This window comes from Streptomyces silaceus, assembly GCF_001419745.1.
Taxonomy (GTDB): domain Bacteria; phylum Actinomycetota; class Actinomycetes; order Streptomycetales; family Streptomycetaceae; genus Streptomyces; species Streptomyces silaceus.
Map to the genome: position 1 here is coordinate 1 of NZ_LIRJ01000415.1, position 2468 is coordinate 2468.

General features: G+C 69.4%; 3 protein-coding genes and 1 pseudogene. 2 read left to right on the forward strand and 2 right to left on the reverse strand.

Annotation, left to right across the window (positions count from 1 at the left end; translation table 11 throughout):
* Nucleotides 1-255: 255 nt before the first annotated feature.
* On the reverse strand, nt 256-804 hold the full coding sequence (locus tag AOK22_RS31935) for a MarR family winged helix-turn-helix transcriptional regulator (protein WP_055702206.1): 549 nt from the start codon (nt 802-804) through the stop codon (nt 256-258).
* Between the two features lie 122 nt (nt 805-926).
* Between AOK22_RS31935 and AOK22_RS43170 the strand changes: the two genes are divergently transcribed.
* Together AOK22_RS43170 and AOK22_RS31940 are read left to right on the forward strand one after the other, a co-directional pair.
* Nucleotides 927-1334, forward strand: a 408-nt coding sequence (locus tag AOK22_RS43170; protein WP_244165189.1) for an MFS transporter, incomplete at its 3' end; no start/stop codon positions are given.
* A gap of 2 nt (nt 1335-1336) precedes the next feature.
* Nucleotides 1337-2203 (forward strand): annotated as a pseudogene (locus AOK22_RS31940) (MFS transporter); the annotation flags it as partial.
* An 82-nt stretch (nt 2204-2285) separates the two neighbouring features.
* Here AOK22_RS31940 and AOK22_RS43175 read toward each other — a convergent pair.
* Nucleotides 2286-2468: ATP-binding protein (locus AOK22_RS43175; protein WP_244165190.1), on the reverse strand; the 183-nt coding region annotated here is incomplete at its 5' end.

Genomic DNA, 2468 nt, shown 5'->3' on the forward strand with positions numbered 1-2468 from the left:
GGCTGTTGGGCCGTTCCGACGTCTCAAACTCTAGCGGTTCTTCCCCGCAACTCATAATCGAGTCGTGGAATTGAATTCGGGCATGCCAAATTCGTTCCGTTGGGAGGTCGTGCAGAGTTTGGTTTGCCGCTTCCCGCGGCGGGAGGTGCTGTCGCAGAACCGTTACGGCCCCGTGGCAACCCGAAGAACCTTACGGATCCGGCAGGTGGCTGTCAACCCCCGCCGTGCGGTCCCCGGTCGAGCGCCGTGCGGCCCTCAGTCGAGGTCGTTGAGGCGCCCGCCGGCGTCCGGCTGGGCGTGCTCCACGCGGCGCAGCAGGCGGGTCAGCACCTCGCCGAGGACACCGCGCTCCTCCGTGGAGAGGTCCTGGAGGAGGTCCTCCTCGAAGACGGTCGCCAGGCGCATCGCCTCCAGCCACTTCTCGCGGCCCTCCGCGGTGAGCTCCACGATCACGCGGACGCGGTTGGTCTCGTCGCGGTCGCGGGTGACCAGACCCTCTCCGACCATGCGGTCGATGCGGTGGGTCATGGCGGCGGGGGTGAGGCCGAGGCGCTTGGCCAGCTCGCCGGGGCCCATTTGGTACGGGGCTCCGGACAGGACGAGGGCCTTGAGGACCTCCCACTCGGCGTTGCTGATGCCGAGGGTCGCCGTCTGTCGGCCGTAGGCGACGTTCATGCGGCGGTTCAGGCGGCCGAGGGCCGAGACGATCTCCTCGACCTGGGGGTCGAGGTCCTGGAACTCCCGTTGGTACGCGGCGATCTGCTCTTCAAGTGTCGGCTCAGTCGGGCCGGGGGTGTCACCCATGGGCCGAGTATGGCACGGGCCCGCTTGGCATCGAAGTCCTTCAGTGTGTATTGTTTAGATCCTAACTTTAGCTTCGAAGTCTTCACGTCTAACTCCTAAGGCAGGTGAAAGTGACCAGGGCGATGGGCGCAGCGATGCGTCGTATTCAGGCAGGCAGCGCGCTGAGCGCGTTCGGCATCGGGTTCACGGTCCCGTTCCTCTACGTCTACGTGGCGCAGGTGCGGGATCTTGGGTCCAGTGCGGCCGGCATCGTGCTGGCCGCCTTCGCCATGGCCGCGCTGATCGTCCTGCCCATCACCGGCCGCGTCATCGACCGTCGCGGCCCGCTGCCGGTGCTCGTGGGGGCGGCGGTCGTCGCCTCCGTGGGCGCCATCGCGCTCGGGTTCGCGAACAGCGAGCCGACGGCGATCCTCTCGGCGGCCCTGCTCGGCGCGGGTACGGCGGTCATGCAGCCGGCGCTCGCGACGATGATCGTCTGGTGCTCGACGCCGGCCGGCCGTACGCGCTCGTTCGCGATGCAGTTCTTCCTGNNCTCGGCATCGGTGGTCTCATCGGCGGCCAGATCGTCGACGAGAGCCGTCCGGGCAGCTTCACGCTGCTGTTCTCCATCGAGTCCGTGATGTTCCTGGTGCTCGCGGCGATCACGCTGACCGTGCGCCTGCCGCACGCGCCGTCCATCCAGGACGCGCTGCCCAAGGACGCCTCGGCCCCGCAGGGCGGCATGCGCGCGCTCTTCCGGCACAAGGCGATGGTGCAGCTCTGCGTCCTCGGCTTCGTGATCTTCTTCGCCTGCTACGGACAGTTCGAGTCGGGGCTCTCCGCCTACGGCGTGGAGGCCGCGGGCATCTCGCCGTCGACGCTCGGCATCGCGCTCGCCGCCAACACGGCGATGATCGTGATCGCCCAGTTCGCCGTCCTGAAGTTCGTCGAGCGCCGCAAGCGGTCCCGGGTGATCGCCGCCGTGGGTCTGATCTGGGCGTTCGCCTGGATCCTCGCGGGGTACGCGGGCCTCGGGCACGGCAGCCAGGCGATGGCCACCGCCGCGTTCATCTCGACGTACGCCCTCTTCGGGCTCGGTGAGGCGATGCTGTCGCCGACCGTCGCGCCGCTGGTCGCGGACCTGGCGCCGAGCGGCATGGTCGGTCAGTACAACTCGGCCTTCGCCCTGGTGAAGCAGCTGGCCCTCGCGGTCGGTCCGGCCGTCGGCGGGCCCATGGGTGCCGCGCTGCACGCGCCGTACATCGTGACGTTCATTCTGTTCTCGCTGGGCATGTCGCTGCTCGCGGTGCGCCTGGGGCGCCGGCTCACGCCGGTGCAGAACCAGCCGTCGCTGGCCAAGAGCCCGGTGATCGCGCAGGGCGGTCCGGCCGCCGCCGAGCCCGCGTCGGCGAACGCATAGACCCCGTCCCCACGAGTAGGAGCTCCCCGTAAGGGGGGCTCCTACTTTTTTGTGGTGCGCCGCTGATTTCGGAGGCGCACCGCTACTTGGGGAGCGCGAACTCGCACCAGACCGCCTTGCCGCCGCCCGGCGTGCGCCGGGAGCCCCAGTTCGAGGCGATCGTGGCGACGATCGCGATGCCCCGGCCCGCCTCGTCGGCCGGTTCGGCGCGGCGGCGGCGCGGCAGGTGGTCGTCGCCGTCGGTGACCTCGATGATCAGGCGGCG